Annotated in this window: 10 protein-coding genes; 5 read left to right on the forward strand and 5 right to left on the reverse strand. The window is 72.2% G+C overall.

The window, feature by feature from the left end; genetic code table 11:
• Positions 1 to 2: 2 nt before the first annotated feature.
• A complete protein-coding gene (locus ACN27F_RS01915; protein WP_421430819.1) occupies positions 3 to 2501 on the reverse strand; it encodes a putative bifunctional diguanylate cyclase/phosphodiesterase in 2499 nt (832 codons plus the stop codon).
• A gap of 765 nt (positions 2502 to 3266) precedes the next feature.
• On the reverse strand, positions 3267 to 4361 hold the full coding sequence (locus ACN27F_RS01920) for a glycosyltransferase family 4 protein (protein ID WP_421439907.1): 1095 nt from the start codon (positions 4359 to 4361) through the stop codon (positions 3267 to 3269).
• A gap of 292 nt (positions 4362 to 4653) precedes the next feature.
• Between ACN27F_RS01920 and ACN27F_RS01925 the strand changes: the two genes are divergently transcribed.
• The 3 genes from ACN27F_RS01925 to ACN27F_RS01935 all read left to right on the forward strand — a co-directional run bounded on the left by ACN27F_RS01925 (position 4654) and on the right by ACN27F_RS01935 (position 9482).
• Entirely contained in the window at positions 4654 to 7368 is a 2715-nt protein-coding gene (locus ACN27F_RS01925; RefSeq protein WP_421430820.1) for a LuxR C-terminal-related transcriptional regulator, read from the forward strand.
• Between the two features lie 70 nt (positions 7369 to 7438).
• On the forward strand, positions 7439 to 8122 hold the full coding sequence (locus ACN27F_RS01930; protein WP_421430821.1) for a BON domain-containing protein: 684 nt from the start codon (positions 7439 to 7441) through the stop codon (positions 8120 to 8122).
• 34 nt (positions 8123 to 8156) lie between these two features.
• Entirely contained in the window at positions 8157 to 9482 is a 1326-nt protein-coding gene (locus tag ACN27F_RS01935; RefSeq protein WP_421430822.1) for a mechanosensitive ion channel family protein, read from the forward strand.
• On the opposite strand, the gene dnaK is transcribed toward ACN27F_RS01935, so the two are convergent.
• On the reverse strand, positions 9479 to 11257 hold the full coding sequence (dnaK, locus tag ACN27F_RS01940; protein ID WP_421430823.1) for a molecular chaperone DnaK: 1779 nt from the start codon (positions 11255 to 11257) through the stop codon (positions 9479 to 9481). The genes ACN27F_RS01935 and dnaK overlap by 4 nt on opposite strands.
• A 149-nt stretch (positions 11258 to 11406) precedes the next feature.
• Between dnaK and ACN27F_RS01945 the strand changes: the two genes are divergently transcribed.
• Positions 11407 to 11595, forward strand: a complete 189-nt coding sequence (locus tag ACN27F_RS01945) for a DUF2795 domain-containing protein (protein ID WP_421430824.1) — start codon at positions 11407 to 11409, stop codon at positions 11593 to 11595.
• Positions 11596 to 11626: 31 nt separating this feature from the next.
• Here ACN27F_RS01945 and ACN27F_RS01950 read toward each other — a convergent pair whose 3' ends face one another.
• Positions 11627 to 12016: a DUF2267 domain-containing protein gene (locus tag ACN27F_RS01950; protein WP_421430825.1), complete on the reverse strand. Its 390-nt coding sequence runs from the start codon at positions 12014 to 12016 to the stop codon at positions 11627 to 11629.
• A 265-nt stretch (positions 12017 to 12281) separates the two neighbouring features.
• Here ACN27F_RS01950 and ACN27F_RS01955 point away from each other — a divergent pair, with 265 nt between their 5' ends.
• Positions 12282 to 12995, forward strand: coding sequence for a methyltransferase domain-containing protein (locus tag ACN27F_RS01955; RefSeq protein ID WP_421430826.1), 714 nt, complete (start codon positions 12282 to 12284; stop codon positions 12993 to 12995).
• Positions 12996 to 13046: 51 nt separating this feature from the next.
• Here the strand turns inward: ACN27F_RS01955 and ACN27F_RS01960 are convergent, their stop codons facing one another.
• A complete protein-coding gene (locus ACN27F_RS01960) occupies positions 13047 to 14480 on the reverse strand; it encodes a hypothetical protein (RefSeq protein ID WP_421430827.1) in 1434 nt (477 codons plus the stop codon).
• Positions 14481 to 14494: the final 14 nt, after the last annotated feature.

Here is a 14494-nt window from a genome sequence, read left to right on the forward strand (position 1 = left end):
CCTCAAGCGGATCCGGCCCGGCGCAGCCGGGGCAGCCGGACGACGTTGGCTCCGGGGTGGATGCTCGACGCCAGCGCGCCGGCCACGCCGTCGTGCCCGCGCCGCAACGCGGCGAGCAGGTCGCCGGCACTGGCGGCGCCGGGATGGAACAGCCTGCCCTGCCCGCCGGTACAGCCGAGCTCCCACAGCAGACGGCGGTGTGCGGTGGTGGCAACTCCACTGGCGACCACCGTGTGCGCCAGGCTACGGCCGAGTCCGATCAGCGACGGCAGCGCCGCCGGTGAGTTTTCCGGCACGTCGAGCAGTTGATGGTCGACCTTGACGAGATGGACCGGGATCCGTAGCAACGCCGCGAGCGGCGCGTTGGAGGTGCCGAATCCGGCGAAAGCGATCCGTACCCCGTCGTCGTGCAGCTGGTGCAGTGCCCGCAACGCCATGTCCGGGTAACCGATTCCGGTGGTCTCGGTGAGTTCCACGATGAGCTGGTCGGCCGGGACGTCGTGTGCGGCCAGCTGCCGGCGGATCTCGACCGGGAACATCGGGTCCAACAGGCTGCGGGTCGAGATGCCCACCGACACCGGCAGCGCGAAGCCTGCGTCCTGCCAGCTCCGCACCGCGCACAGCGCCTGATGGATCACGTCGCGGGTGAACTCGGCGAGCAGACCGGAACGCTCGACCAGGGCCAGCAGGCGAGCCGGGGGCTGGTCGCCGAAGTCGTCGTGTCCCCAGTGCACGGCCGCGTCGGCGGCCAACGCCGCTCCGCTGCCGAGGTCGACGATCGGGTCGAAGGTCACCTCGAACTGCTGGCCGGACATGGCACCGGGCAGCTCACCGCGCATCGCCAGCCGGTCCGGATCAGCGGTGTCGAAGCAGCGGTCGTACCGCACCAGTGCCCGGCCGGCCTCCTTGGCCTGGTACATCGCGACGTCCGCCCGACGCAGCAGCTCCTCGGTGTCGGCGTTGCCGTTGGCGGTGGCCAGTCCCGCGCTGGCGCGCAGGCTGACGCGGATGCCGTCAAGGTCCATCGGGTCGCGCAGCACCTGCAGAATCTGGCTGGCGTGATGCTCGGCCCGCGCCGGTGTGCCGTGACCGCTGACGAGGATGGCGAACTCGTCACCGCCGAGCCGGGCGACGAGGTCCTCGGTGGCGGCTGCCCGCCGTAGCCGGCTCGCCACCTCGATCAGTACCTGGTCGCCGGCCGAGTGCCCGAGCGTGTCGTTGACCTCTTTGAAGTGGTCGAGGTCGATCAGCACAAGCGCGGTCCGGGGCAGCTTACGCCGGTCGCCCAGGGCCACGCCGAGCCGATCGCGCAACTGCCGGCGATTGGCCAGGCCGGTCAACGGGTCGTGGGTGGCGTCCTGCTCGTGCCGGGCGGCAAGATCGGTGACCTGGGCGTAGGCGATGGCGTTGCGGATCGCGGTGGTGAGCGCCGCGCCGAAGGTCCGCAGTGTGTAGCGCTCTCGGTCGGACAGGCCCGGACCGGCCACGACCAGCCGGAGTGTGCCAAGACCACGCTCGTCCTGGGTCCCGGCGGCACCCAACGGCACGGTCACCGGCTCGTAGCCGGCCGGCACCGCCACGTGCCCGGGCGGTCCGTCGTACCGTAGGCCGTGTTCATCACCGCGGACCAGACGGCGCCCCGAGCCGTGGTCGAACTCGATCTCGACGAGTTGGGCGGAGAACAGCCGGACCGCGCCCCGCAGCGCGGTACGCAGCACCGCGTCGAGGTCGACGTTGTTGAGCGCGTCGGTGATCTCCGCCAGCTTGCGCCAGGCCGAGCGTTCCTCGTCCAGGTGCAGCCGGCGGCGGTAGCTGGAGTGCAGCAGCAGCACCGCGAGCGGAGTGGCCACCAGCAGCCGGGCGTCGATCGCCACCACCATCACCGTGGCCAGGGCGAGCAGCAGCGTGGCCACCTTGACCGCGGCGCGCAACTGGGCGCCGCGACGGACCACCCGCCGCCACGAGGTCCGGTCCGCCAACGCGACGACGGGCACCGGCAGCGTCTCGTCGACGATGGCATAGGCCACCGCCGCTGCGGCGAGTGCGAGCACCGTCACCGGCCAGGACTGCACCAGGTGGACGGTGCTACCGGGAATCGGGACCAGCCCGACCCAGGCCACGGCCAGGGCGGCGGCCAGGGCGCCGATCGATTCCTTGGCCGCGGCGAAGACCACCTTGACCGGGGCGGAGCCGGCGATGGACCGTCCCACGACCACGCCGGCGGCGGTGCAGACGACGACCCACGGCGCCGGCAGGATCGCCACCGACACCAGGACCGCGGCGCTTGTCGGCGAGATGCCCTGGGCGGCCCGGATCCGGATTGGTACGGTGCTACCGCTGGCTACGGCGACCAGGCTGGCCAGCACCAACGGGTGGTAGAGAGCGGGCAGGCGGGGCGGTGAGCCAACCGTGTACACCGCCCACGCCAATGCCACCAGGCCACAGCAGGCGATGAGAACGACGAACGGCACCAGCCGCCGGTCCGCCCCATCGCCACGCACTGCTGTCGCCGCCTCGCTTCCTGTCCGGACAGCACCATCCATATGAGCCTCGCGTCAGCGTCTCATAACTCACCGTCCATGGAACAGGTCCCGGATCACACCCAATCGTTGTCACGCACGTCGCCACCTCCTCAATCCGACAGACACTCCGAAGGATAAGGAAGTTAAGTCACGGTTGGTATAGCTAAATGTCTTTTGCGCCAGTACGCGATTATTATTGCGATAATTACTTTGCGCCCGTTTTCGGGAACAGTCGGTAACACCGTTCGACGCCGGTGTCAGCACGAGCAGATGCCAGGACCCGAGGAACGGTCCGCACGGTTCCGCCGCCGGCGCGACCGTACCCGACCGCCCGGTTTCCCGACACTTGACCGCAGGTCAGCAACGGTGGGACAGGACACAGCGCGCGACGGGCCCGCAGCCAAGAATTGCTACACCCCACAGGAAATCACGCAGTGTTTCAACAAAGACACCAAGAGTCGTCTCAACGTCGACGACCGCGACACCGCGCGGCGGGGAAATCGACGAGACAGCCGGAACCGGCGTTGGCCGCCGGCCCCATTGGGCCGACCTGTAATCCGCAACGGCCAGGGCTCGACGACGCGAATCGGCCGACGTCGCGCCGATGATCTCCGTCCGGCGGCTGATCAGGCTCGGCGGACTACTCACGCGGCTACTCACGCAGCCGCTGTGGCGGACACGACGACGAGAGCGCGAGCACGGCTGGTCGCCGGCTCGCGGCCGTCGTCCGGTCGGTGCCGACCGTCATCCGGGTGCGGCGGCGGGCAGCAGTTCCTGCTCCGGTCGCGCCGGGACCTGCACGTTGCCGGAGTCGACCGCCGGCAGCGGCATGGCATGCTTCCAGCGGTGGTAGATCCGTTCGTACCTGGAGGCCATCACGTCCGGGGAGAACGACGTCCGGACATGCTCCGCGCACCGCTGCGGGTCGAGCTGCCGGGCGTGCTCGATCGCGGCCGGCAACTGGGCCGGGTCGCTGCACACCATCCCCGTCTCGCCATGGCGCACCACCTCCGGCACCGCCCCCCGGTTGAGCGCCACGACCGGCGTGCCGCACGCCATCGCCTCCAGCATGACCATGCCGAACGGCTCCTCCCACCGGATCGGCATGAGCAGGCAGCGGGCCTCGGCGAGCAGTTTCCAGCAATGCTGCCGGCCGGGATTGAGCAGCAGCTCGACATCCGGGCCGAGTATCGGCCGAACCACCTCGTCGAGGTAGCGCTGCTCCGCCGGCTCGGTCGCCTTGCCGGCCAGTACGAGGGGTATCCCGGCCGCCCGGCAGGCCTCGATCGCCAGGTCTGGGCCCTTGTCGGCGGCGAACCGCGCGAGCCACAGCACCGGGCCGTCGGTCGGCGTCGCCTTGGCGCGTACCTCGGCGGCGAGGCCGTTGTGCACGGTCGCCGCCCAGGGTAGGCCGGCACCCACCCGGCGCTGCGCGTACGAGATCGCGACCAGCGCGACGGCCCGGTCGATACCACGCAGGTACTCGCCCAGCTCGCCGTCGGGTGAGTTGTGTACCGTGACCACGGTCGGCACCCTGCGTTGCGCCGCGGCGAGCGGGCCCACCGTGGTGTGGTCATGAACCACGTCGAAGGTCTCGTCCTCGATGAGCCGGTCGACCCGGGCCAGATGGACCAGTTCCGGCAACGAATGGCCGAGTCGGTCGGACTGCAGTTCGGTGACCGTACTGACGAAGTTGGCGGCGGTGCCGGTCCTACTGCCCGCCCCGAACAGCGTGACCTCGTTTCCCCTGGCGACCAGTGCGTCGACGAGCGCCGCGCAAACCTGTTCCACCCCGCCGTATCCGGGTGGGGGAAGCTCGTAGTACGGCGGGACGATCATCGCGATCCGCAACGGCTTCTGCTGCTCGGTGTGCGTGGACGGGACGTCGTTCACGGCGCACCTCCTGCGCTGAGCCGACACCACGGCCGGATATGTGCGGCTTACCCGTCTAGCAACGGATAAAAACTGATATGGCGGTGGGTCGGGCCGGGCCGACCTGTGCTCACCCGGCCCGGATGGTCGCCGTGGACCCGAGCGAGTTAGATCCGTCCCAGGCGGGGAACGCCGTCGCGACACAGACTCATGCCGGCCCGCCAGCTGCGTCGGACCGGCGCGGCGACGGGGGTGGCGGATGCGCACAGCCGGACACGACACCGTGGCGGATCGGAACCGCGCGCTACGGGCGACGGGCCCGGCGGGTACCGAGGCGGTACCCCTGCTCGCTTCGAAGATCACTGCCCCCCGGCCGCCGGCCGGGCTGGTGGACCGGCCACGGCTGACCAACCGGCTGGACGCCGGTGTGCAGGCGCCGCTGACCTTGCTGGTAGCGCCCGCGGGCTGGGGGAAGACCGCACTGCTCGCGGGTTGGTTCGGCGGCCGCCGGGCCAACGGCGTCGCGGCCTGGCTGACCCTCGAATCCGGTGACCACGCGAACCGGTTCTGGTCCTACCTGCACGCTGCGATCGCCACCGAGGTAGGGCGACGGTTCCCGGACCGGTCCAGCCTGCCCGAGCCCGGCCGTACCGGCACCGAGGTGTTCCTGCCCCGCTTCGCGGCCGCGCTCGCCGCGCTGCCCGAGCCGGTGCTGGTCGTCCTGGACGACACCCACACGATCACCGATGCCGAGGTGACCCGAGGGCTGGAGTTCCTGCTCCGGCACTGCCGCGGACAGCTGCGGCTGGTTCTCGCGGGTCGCGGCGAACCAGCGCTGGCGCTGCACCGGTTCCGGCTCACCGGTGAACTGACCGAGTTGCGCTCGGCAGATCTGGCGCTCACGGTCAGCGAGAGCGAACGGCTCGTCCGGGAACAGGGCCTCGACCTGCGGCCGGCACAAATCCGTGACCTGCATGCCCGGTCCGAAGGCTGGCCGGCCGGCGTACGGCTGGCCGGGCTGGCCTGCCTCGGCGACGACACCGTCGCCGCCTCGCGCGAGGCGGCCGGAATCCCCGGTCCGGAGATCGGGGAGTACCTCGATGCCGAGGTGGTCACCGGGCAGCCCGCGACGGTACGGCAGACCCTGGTCCGAACCGCCCTGCTGGATCGGGTCTGCGGCGCGCTGTCCGACGCGCTGACCGGCCGCGACGACGGCGAGCGACAGTTGGCTGCCGCCGCCCGCGAGACCGCCGGATTCGTCACCGCCACCGGGGCCGACCCGATCTGGTACCGGTGCCACCGGATGCTCGGCGACGCCCTGTACGCCGAGCTGCTCCGCTGGCATCCGCAGGATTTGCCGGAGCTGCATCGGCGGGCCTACACGTGGCACCGGGCCAACGGCCGGCCGGTGGCCGCCCTACGGCACGCGTTGGCGACCGCCGACACCGCGGCGGCCGTCGAGCTGGCCGACGCGCACTGGCCGGAGTTGCTGCTGTGCGGGCACGAGGACGCGCTGCGCACGCCGCTGCCCCCGGACCTGCCGGCCGAGCACCCGGCGCTGGCGCTGGCAGTGGCCGTCGACCAGGTGGAGACGACGGGCCGGCTCGACCGCGACACCGTCCGGCCCGCCGGCCGTGAGCCCACCAGATTCGCCACCGAGCTGGCCGGATGCCTCACCGAAGGGGCGCACCGGACTGCCGCCGGGTACGCCGGTGAGCTGCTCGCCGGTACCGGTCCGGCCGACCCCCCGGGTGCGGACCGCGTCCACGCTGTCGCCCTCGCCCTGCTCGGCACCGCTCGGTTCGGCCTCGGCGAACTTGCCATGGCCGAGGAGGCGCTGACCGCGGCGGTCACGGTGGCCGACCGGGCCGGCTACCGCTGTCCGGGCCGGTACGCGAGCGCACAGCTGGCCCTGCTGTACGCCCGACGCGGGGAGCTGACCCGGGCGCAGCGTTCGGCGCAGGACGCCCTGGCCATGCCGGCCTGTCCGGGCCGCCGGTGCGCCGGGCACGCCGCCGCCGCCCACCTGGCACTCGCACTGGTCTGTGTGCACCGCGACGACCTGCCGGACGCGACCCGACAGCTCGATCAGGCACTCGCCCTGGCCGGCCCAGGCACCGCCGCCGCGGTGACCGGTCTGGTGCCGCTGGTCAAGGCCGCGCTGTGGCACGCCAGCGGTGACTTCGCCGCGGTCGCCGATCTCACCCTCCCGGCCGGTACGGCCGAGGACCACTACCACCAACTGGCTCAGCTGGCCGTCGCCGAGACCCGGATGGCCTGCGGCGACCTCGGCGGCGCTCGGGAACTCCTGACCCGCCTGGCCGTCGTACCGCAGCCGAAGAGCACACCGGCGCCGGGCAGCGCGCCGCCGTCCGCGACGAGGTCCCGGTCCGCCGTCGCGTCGCAGGCGGCGATCGCGCTCGCCCGGTGGCACCTGCTCACCGGCGAACCGGCGGCGGCGGTCGGCGCGCTACCGGACTGGTCGGCGGCGGCGCGCCAGCCGTTGACCCGGCTGGAGCGGTTGGACGCCGGGTTGATCGAGGCGGTCGCGGCCCGTGCCCTCGGCAACCAGCGACAAGCCCGCGAACTGCTGGAGCAGGTGCTGGATCTGGCCGGGGCGGACGGACACCGCCGGGTGTTCGACCATGGCGGCTCGCCGGTTCGCGAACTGCTGGTGGAGCACCTCGACTCCGGCACCCGACATCGCGCGTTCGTGAACGACCTTGTCGATTCGGCGGGCCGACGGCATGCCGAGCGGCACCGGGCGGTGCCCGCACTGACCGAACCGCTCACCGAACGCGAGCTCACCGTGCTGCGCTACCTGCAGAGCACCCTGTCGAACGGGGAGATCGCCGCCGAGCTGTTCCTGTCGGTCAACACCGTCAAGACCCACGTACGCAACATCTACCAGAAACTCGGCGCGCCGCGACGGCGCGACGCGGTGCGCCGGGCCCGGGAACTACGTCTGCTGTGACCCGGCCGGACCGCAGCCGGCCGCACGGGGCGCGGCAGCAGCCGCAGCCGAGCGATACGGGAGGTAACCGATGACGGCCGCGACGGTACGCCGCAGCGACGAGGAGATTCAACACGACGTCCTCGAGGAACTGAAGTGGGACGCCCGGGTCCAGCCCAACGAGATCGGCGTGACCGTGCAGCAGGGCGTGGTGACGCTGTTGGGCTGGGTGGACAACTACGGCAAGAAGTGGGCGGCCGAGCGGACGACCCATCGGGTACGCGGAGTGGTCGCCGTCGCCAACGACATCGAAGTACGTCTGCCAAGCTCCGCGGAGCGGACCGACGCGGAGATCGCCGGTGCCGCCACCCGCGCGCTGGAATGGGACGCGTTCGTGCCGATCGAGCGCCTCGAGGTGACCGTCGCCCAAGGCTGGGTGACCCTCAAGGGCGAGGTGGAATGGGAGTTCCAGCGCCGCGCCGCGGAGCGGGCGGTGCGTCGCCTCTCCGGAGTCCGGGGAGTGACCAACCTGATCGCCGTGCGGCCCCGCATCAATCCCTCCGCCACTGAGCTGCGTCACGACATCGTCGACGCGCTGGCGCGCAGCGCGACCACCGAGGCCGGACGGATCACCGTCGACTCCGAAGGTGGCCGGGTGGTCGTCAAGGGTGTGGTCCAGTCGTGGCTGCAACGCGAGGAGGCGGAACGGATCGCCTGGTCGGCACCTGGGGTCACCGCCGTGGAGAACCGGATCACCGTGGAACCGGGGGCCTGAACCCCGGCCGCGGGCGCCGGTGGAGGGAACGCAGATGTGGGACGACCAGGTCGGCCGGGTTGTCGCGGCGGCGGCGGCCGCGATCAGCGGATCACTCGCGCTGGCCTGGCTGTCCGGACGGGCCGTCCGGCAGGCGGCGCGCGGCCGCTACGCCGTGTTCCTGAACACCCTGCACCGTGAATGCCACCGCCCATGGACGGTGACCTTGCTGTTCAGTGGGCTGCTACTCACGGTGCCGGTCAGCGGTGTCACCGGTGACCTGCGCAGCGAGGTGCTGCACATCGGGTTGCTGGCGCTGATCTATGCCAGTGCCTGGCTGGTGATCAGAATCCTGTTCGTCTTCGAGGACACCGCGTTCCGTCGGCTGCCGGTCGACATGGCCGACAACCGGCGGCGGCGCCGCGCCCGTACCCAGATCGGACTGCTCCGCCGGCTGACCGCGGTGATCATCAGTATCGTCGCGCTCGCCGCGACGTTGATGACGTTCTCCCAGCTACGGGCCTTGGGTGCGTCGCTGTTGGCCTCGGCCGGGGTGGCCGGGGTGGTCGCCGGGCTGGCCGCCCAGTCCGTACTCGGGCACGTCTTCGCCGGACTGCAGCTGGCGTTCAGCGACGAGCTGCGCCTCGACGACGTCGTTGTGGTCAACGAGGAATGGGGTCGGGTCGAGGAGATCCGGCTCACCTACGTCGTGGTGCGGGTCTGGGACCAGCGCCGGCTCATCCTGCCGACCTCCTACTTCACCACCACCCCCTTCCAGAACTGGACCCGTAACGAAGCGCAGGTGCTGGGTAGCGTGATCCTGCATCTGGACTTCACCGCCGATATCGACATGCTGCGGGCCGAGGCGCACCGGATCGTGGACGCGTCGCCGTTGTGGGACCGCCGCGAGTGGGTGATGCAGGTGGTGGACGCGACCGAGACGACGATCTGCGTGCGGCTGATCGCCTCGGCCGCCGACGCGCCGAGTTCCTGGGACCTGCGCTGTGAGCTGCGCGAGGGGCTGTTCGCGTTCCTGCGCCGCCAACACCCCGACTGGCTGCCCCGGGCCCGTAGCGAACTCGCCGGGGCCGGCGAGCCGGGCGAGCCGGTGGACCGGACACCGCCGCCCCCGGTGACGACGGCGCACCGGGCACCGGTTACGCCCGGTGGCCCGGCCGCCCGCCGGCTGAGCCGCCCGGCCGCCGGCGGCCCCGACCCGGGCACCACCCGTGGCACCGCTCCACGTGGCCGGGCGGCCCGGGCGGCCGGCGCCCGACAGTTCGGTTCCGCCGCAGCCGCCCGCCAGCAGCGGATCGTCGACGCGGCCACGGCGCAGCGGACCGGCGGGACCGGTGGCCTGGCGAGCGGGACCGGCGGCTAGGCCGTCGAGGCGGCGAAGGCATCCGCCACCTGCCGTAGCTCGGCGGCGAGGGTGCCGAGCCGTTCCACGGGCGCCTGTTCGGCGAGTGCGCCGCGGGCGTCGTCGACCAGCATCCGGGCCCGCGCCTGCTCGTGCGTCGGCGCGTCGCCGCCGTGCTCGTCCAGGTGCTGCTGGACCAGATCGGCGAGGACACCGAGCTCGTGTCGCGGATCGTCCACGCCGTCGATCGGGCCGGAGCCGGGCGGGCGCGGTTGCCCGACACCGGCAGGCGACCCGGTGCCGAGCTCGGTGACGGTGATCGACTGGCTGCTGCCGGTGTCGGCGTCACGGGCCGAGATGGTCACGATGCCGTCCGCGTCGGTATCGACGGTGACCTCGATACGTGGCTCGCCGCGCGGGGCGGGGCGGATTCCGGCCAGCCGGAACCGGCCCAGGACCCGGTTGTCCGCGGCCCGGGGCCGCTGTCCCTGCCGGACGACGACGTCGACGCTGGTCTGGTTGTCCTCGGCGGTGGAGAACATCTGGGTACGGCGAACCGGTACCGTCGTGTTGCGCTCGATGACGGTGGCCATCGTCCCGTCGTGGGTCTGCAGGCCGAGCGCCAGCGGTGTGACGTCGCGTACCCGGGTGGTCGCGCCGACACCGGTCAGCAGGCCGGCCTGCACCGCGGCGCCGAGCGCGACGACCTCGTCCGCGTTGATCAGCAGATGCGGCTCTCGCCCGTCGGTCAGCTGGCGCAACAGCTGCCGTACCGCCGGGATGCGGGTGGCACCGCCGACCATCAGGACCTGGTCGAGCCCGCCGGGGGTGACGGCGGCGTCGCGCATCGCCTGCTCCACCGGCCCACGGCAGCGCTGCACCAGATCGGCGGTCAACCCGTCGAAGCAGGGCCGGTCGACCAGCGTACGCAGATGTCGCGGCCCGGCCGGATCGGCGGCGATGAACGGCAGGTTGACCTCGGCCTCGGTACGGGCGGAGAGCTCCTCCTTGGCCCGCTGCGCAGCCTCGGCCAGCCGCTGGCGCACCTGCGGGTCGGTCGACAGGTCGATACCGTGGTCCCGGTGGAACTCCGCGACCAGGTGCTCCACCAGCCGGTTGTCGAAGTCGTCGCCACCGAGGTGGGTGTCGCCAGCGGCCGCCCGGACCTCGACCACGCCGTCACCGGCGTCCAGCACGCTCACGTCGAAGGTGCCACCGCCGAGGTCGACCACGAGCACGGTCTGCCGGTGCCGCAGGTGCAGGCCGTACGCGAGCGCCGCGGCGGTCGGTTCGTTGATGATCCGCAAGACGTCCAGGCCGGCGAGCCGGCCGGCCTGGCGGGTGGCGCTGCGCTGCGCGTCGTCGAAGTGCGCCGGCACGGTGATCACCGCCTGGCCGGGTCGCGCGCCGAGCTCCTCCGCCGCCTCGTCCACCAACCGGCGCAGCACCTGGGCACTGATCTCCTCCGGCGCGTACCGGCGGCCCTTGACGTCGAAGCGGGCCATCCCGTTGCCGTCGCCCACGACGTCGAACACCACCGCGGCCGCTTCCCGACCGATCTCGTCGTACCGGCGGCCGGTGAACCGTTTCGCCGAGGAAATGGTCCCCTTCGGGTTCAGCACCGCCTGGCGCCGGGCAGCCTCACCCACCAGGCGGGCCCCGGCCTCGGTGAACGCGACCACCGACGGGGTGGTCCGGCAGCCACTGTTGTCCGGGATGACCGTCGGCCGGCCGCCGGTTACGGCGGCGATGACCGAATTGGTGGTACCCAGGTCGATTCCGACTGCCCTCGGCATGGCCGTCCCCCGATTCCTAGCCAGACGCCGCCCTACCTGGTGCGGGTGTCGTAGCGATGCTCGCCGGTCGCCGGGTGACCCCGGTTCACCCGGCGATGATGAGCTCCGGTGCGGCGTGAACCGGGGCCGGACCGGGTACCGATCAGGCCATGACCGATGCGGTACGGCTGCCGGACTACGTCGCAGGACTGGACTTTCCGCTCTCCCGGGCGGATCTGATCCGCCGGGCCCAGGAACTCGGCGCGGGCACCGCCCTGCTGCAGGCGCTACGGGCACTGCCGACCGAGCGGTTCACCAGCGCCGAGCAGCTGCTGGCCGCGTTGGGGCAGCCGGGTTGAGGCCCACACTGGCCACCTGCGACGACGCGCCTCAGCCGCTGAGCCCGGCACGACCGAACAACTCGGCGTAGCCAGAGGGCAGCTGGGTGAGGATGTCGTTGAGCTCACCGCCGGACACCGCCTCGGCCACCGTGGACAGCACCGCCCCGGCGTCCCAGTAGGCGGTCTGTTCGCTCGCGCCGGTCGGCGCGGCGACCTGGGCGAGGAACTCGCCGACGCCGTACGGAATGGCGGGTCCTTCCTGATCGATCAGCACCGCGGCGGCCGGCTGGGGCAGCTGCGCGGCCAGATCCCGCGCTTCGCCTCGGTCGAGACGCTGTCCGAGCACCGACAGCACGGTCTGGGCCGCCGTCTCGGCCTCGGCACGGTCGGCGTACTCGCCACGCTCGCGGACCTTGGCCAGAAACTGGTCGTAGCGCATCGGTGTCTCCTGTCCTCCGGGTGGCCTGCGGCGCCGCTGCCCGGCGGCCCCGCTGGCCGCTGGTCACCGGCTCGTGCTCAGGACCCAGGTACCCGGCCGGCGGCGGCCAATTCCCACCGGTTGCGACGCTCCGCGACGCCGTCATCCCCACCGGTTGCGACGCTCCGCGACGCCGTCATCCCCACCGGTTGCGACGCTCCGCGACGCCGTCATCCCGGGCGGAGTCGCGGCGTTTCGGGTATCGCCGGGCGGGTACCGACCCGGAGTGTTCCACACGGAGTTCTCCGGCGCCCGGCACCGGCTGCACGACGGCTACCTCACGGCTGCCGCCACCGATCTGCTGTCCGCCGATCCGCGACTGCGGGGCCTCGATGTGCAGCTACGCTTCGACGGCGGCGTCGCCCATCTGAGCGGCGAACTCGCCGACGACGACGAGCTGCGCCGGGTCCGCGCGGCCGTGGGCCGGCTGGCCGGCGTGCACGGCGTCTGGGACCGGGTCCGGGTCGGCGCGCGCGATCCGGTGATCCTCGACATCGGCTGTGGCGACTGCCCGCAGTATCCCGGCAACATCGGCCTCGACCAGCGTCCGGGCAAGGCCGTGGCGGTCTTGGCCGATCTGCGCGACGGGTTGCCGTTGCGCGACGACTCCGCCGATCAGATCTTCGCGGTGCACGTCCTGGAGCACCTTCCGGACTACCTGCACCTGGTCGGTGAGTGCCACCGCGTGCTGCGCCCAGGCGGGGTGCTGCATGTCTTGTCCCCCTGGTGGCGGCACGTCAACGCCGTCGCCGACCCGACCCACCTGCGATTTTTCGACCTACAGACGATCAAGGGCATCTGCCAGCAGCAGCCGGTCGCGGGCCGGTGGTACCCGCAGCACGCCTCGTGTGACGGAGCGACTGTCTTCGCCGATCTGGTCGCCTGCCGGCCCACGGACCCGGAACCCGATGCTCGCCACCTGGCCCGCTTCTTCGACTGACCGCGTCCGTCACACCAGATGGCATGTCCGTCACACCAGATGGCATGTCCGTCACACCAGATGGGCGGCCGCGAGAACCAGCCAGGCCAGTTCGGGATGCACGATGTCGCTGTGCGCACCGCTCGGCGGGCCACCCCGGCGCACCACCGCGGCGGCGTCCACGTTGAGGATGCCCCGGTGGGCGAAACGGTAGGCACCGCGCCGGCCCGCCACGGCAACCGGGTCGCGTGCCGCGCTGACCGCCCGGGCGCCGTGGAAGCCGAGCGCCCCGAAGCGCTGGCCGGCGGCGGCCAGCGCGGCGGCGTCGTCCCCGGCGGCCAGCGACGCGAGCGGGTAGAAGATGCCCAGCGCCGCGTCGTGGGCCGAGTAGCAGACTGTCAACGGCCCGTCGATACGGGCCGGCAGGCCGGCCAGCGCGCCGGCGCGCCCGCCCGGATAGGGAATCACCGGCGCGAACGCGAACTGGGAGAACGCGGCCTGCAGCAGGGTGACCGAGCGCACGGGTCCATGCGCTCCGGCCGGTAGCGCGGCGGCGGCGAAACTCACCAGGCGGGCACCGAAGCTGTGGCCCACGAGATGCACCCGGATGCCGGGAGCCACCTGCGGCAGGCGGGCCAGTACCGGGCCGAGACCGTACCGGCCGATCACCCCTGCCCGGTTCTTCATCTGCCAGTAGGTCACCTGCCGCAGCGCCTCCCTGGCGCCGTACCAGATGCCCGACAGCGGGCTGGTCAGGCCGGCGGCTCCGGTCACGGCCGCTGGCGCGATCGACAGTCCGCTGGTACGCAGCCCGTCGAGAAACCGTGCGTAGACCTCGATCGGGTCGCCGTCGAGCATGCGTGGCAGTGCCGGCCCGTGCTCGTCGGCGCGCCGGCCGCCGACGGGTGGGTCGGCCGACCGGCTGTCGACCGGCGGGGCGGCGGACTCGCTGTCGTCGAAGCCGGCCGCCACGGTGGTGGCGAAGCGCCGCAACTCCGCCGCGAACGTCGCCACCCGGGCCGCCGTCGGCACCGTGTGCAGCAACTGGGCCAGCCGCCGCAACGTGGGCGCCGCGGTGGGGAAGGCGTCGGCCAGGGCGTGCAAGGTGGCGGGATCCAGGCCCGGTCGCCCGAGGGTGCCGGCTGGTCGCGGTGGGCCGTTCGTCGCGGCGGCCCCGACCGGCACCGGCACGGGGCCCGGGCCGAAATCCGGTGTCGGCTCGTCCGGCCAGCGACGCGCCGGCCAGTGCACGCCGACCAGACCGAGGCCCTCCGCCCATGGTCCGCTGCGGCGTGCCTGGTCGGCCAGCAACCCGAAGAATCCCTCGTACAGGGCGTCGGCGACGGGTCGGTCGCTGTTCCAGCCATGGGCGAACGCCACCAGATCGGTGACGCCACGGGCCCGCAGGCCGGCCAGCAGATCGGCCACGGCGGCCGGATCGGGATCACCGTCGGAGTCGAAACGTAGGCTCCACAACGGCAGGCCGCCGAGACTACGGATCCCCATCTCGCCCCTCCCTC

The sequence above is a fragment of the Solwaraspora sp. WMMB335 genome, from assembly GCF_049179075.1.
GTDB lineage: Bacteria > Actinomycetota > Actinomycetes > Mycobacteriales > Micromonosporaceae > Micromonospora_E.

Bases quoted from the DNA above. Each gene is read 5' to 3' on its own strand.
- ACN27F_RS01920 (WP_421439907.1), bottom strand. From the start codon at position 4,361: ATGATCGTCCCGCCGTACTACGAGCTTCCCCCACCCGGATACGGCGGG.
- ACN27F_RS01925 (WP_421430820.1), top strand. From the start codon at position 4,654: ATGCGCACAGCCGGACACGACACCGTGGCGGATCGGAACCGCGCGCTA.
- ACN27F_RS01930 (WP_421430821.1), top strand. From the start codon at position 7,439: ATGACGGCCGCGACGGTACGCCGCAGCGACGAGGAGATTCAACACGAC.
- ACN27F_RS01935 (WP_421430822.1), top strand. From the start codon at position 8,157: ATGTGGGACGACCAGGTCGGCCGGGTTGTCGCGGCGGCGGCGGCCGCG.
- dnaK (WP_421430823.1), bottom strand. From the start codon at position 11,257: ATGCCGAGGGCAGTCGGAATCGACCTGGGTACCACCAATTCGGTCATC.
- ACN27F_RS01945 (WP_421430824.1), top strand. From the start codon at position 11,407: ATGACCGATGCGGTACGGCTGCCGGACTACGTCGCAGGACTGGACTTT.
- ACN27F_RS01950 (WP_421430825.1), bottom strand. From the start codon at position 12,016: ATGCGCTACGACCAGTTTCTGGCCAAGGTCCGCGAGCGTGGCGAGTAC.
- ACN27F_RS01960 (WP_421430827.1), bottom strand. From the start codon at position 14,480: ATGGGGATCCGTAGTCTCGGCGGCCTGCCGTTGTGGAGCCTACGTTTC.